The organism is Pseudonocardia bannensis (genome assembly GCF_012911875.1).
Taxonomy (GTDB): Bacteria; Actinomycetota; Actinomycetes; order Mycobacteriales; family Pseudonocardiaceae; genus Pseudonocardia; species Pseudonocardia bannensis.
Map to the genome: position 1 here is coordinate 1 of NZ_JAAXKZ010000259.1, position 1,476 is coordinate 1,476.

Annotated in this window: 1 protein-coding gene; it reads right to left on the reverse strand. The window is 70.5% G+C overall.

The window, feature by feature from the left end:
- Positions 1 to 684: 684 nt before the first annotated feature.
- On the reverse strand, positions 685 to 1,476 hold a 792-nt coding region (locus tag HF519_RS30050), incomplete at its 5' end, for an acyl-CoA desaturase (RefSeq protein WP_169416319.1).

Here is a 1,476-nt window from a genome sequence, read left to right on the forward strand (position 1 = left end):
GACGGCTGGGACGGCCGGGATGGCAGGCACGGGGATGGGCGCGGACTGGGCCGGGGCGACTGCGGCGTCCGTGGCCAGGATCGGGTCGGCCGAAGCCGACCCGGCCCCGAGCACGGCCACGGCGCCACTCGTCGTCAATACGAGAATTGAGTAGGCCACTTTTCGGGTGCGCACGAAAGCCTCCTGTGTCCGGCTGGGGGATGACGAAGAAATCATGCGCGGCGGTTCTTTCCGGCGCCAGAGTCGTGGCTCACGGCGCCCGTGAACCGCGCCGAATTTGCGGTCTCGTAAAGCAGCGGAGCGTGACCAAATGCCCCTTTGGGAGGTCATGCGAAAGGGTTGCAGGATCGACTCGTCACCCTGGCGCGCCGGGCCGCTATGGGGCGCCTCACCGGCGAGCGGCGGTACGGTCACCCGTCGGCGTACGACTTGTACCATCGCCTACCGCCGCCCTCCGCCGTGACATGCCGTGATCAATTCGACGAACGTCGCCACCGTTCGTGATCGCGACGCGCGGCTCGCAGAGACCCACGGCCGGCGTGCCTCACCGAACGGTCCCGTCGATTCATCCGGTGGGTGACCCGCCCGGCCCGATCGGGGTGGCCGCGGACATGAACGGCGACGGCCGGGCACCGGGGAGCGGATGCTCCCGATGCCCGGCCGTCGTGAACGGTGCGGAGGGCCCTACCGGCCCCGGCTGAGGCGCTCCAGGCGGCGCTGCGTGGGCCAGCGGACCGACGTCGCCCACCCCAGCTTCTCGAACGCCCAGATGATGCGCGCGGAGATGTCGACCTGGCCGCGCTTCACCCCGTGCCGGGCGCAGGTGGGGTCGGCGTGGTGCAGGTTGTGCCACGACTCGCCGAAGGACAGCACGGCCAGCCACCAGACGTTGGCGGAGCGGTCCCGGGCGGCGAAGGGTCGATCGCCGAAGATGTGGCAGATCGAGTTGATCGACCACGTGACGTGGTGGAGCACCGCGACCCGGACCAGCCCGGCCCAGAACAGCGCCGTCAGCGCACCCCACCACGACCAGGTCGCGAGGCCGCCGATGAGGGCGGGGAGCCCGAGGCTCACGACGGTCAGCCAGATGAAGGCGTCGTCCACCCGCTTGATGTCGCGATCGGCGAGCAGGTCGGGGGCGAAGCGCCGGGCGTTGGTCTTGTCCCGATCGAGCAGCCAGCCCATGTGCGAGTGCCAGAAGCCCTTGACCAGCGCGACCGGTCCGGTGCCGAAGAGCCACGGCGAGTGCGGGTCGCCCTCCTTGTCGGAGAAGGCGTGGTGACGGCGGTGGTCGGCGACCCAGGAGATCACCCCGCCCTGCAGCGCCAGGCTGCCGGCGACCGCGAGTGCGATCCGCAACGGCCGGTTGGCCTTGAACGAGCCATGGGTGAAGTAGCGGTGGAAACCGACCGTCACGCCCAGCCCGCTGACGAGGTAGAAGCCCAGGGCCAGCCCGACGTCCACCCAGCCCAGCCC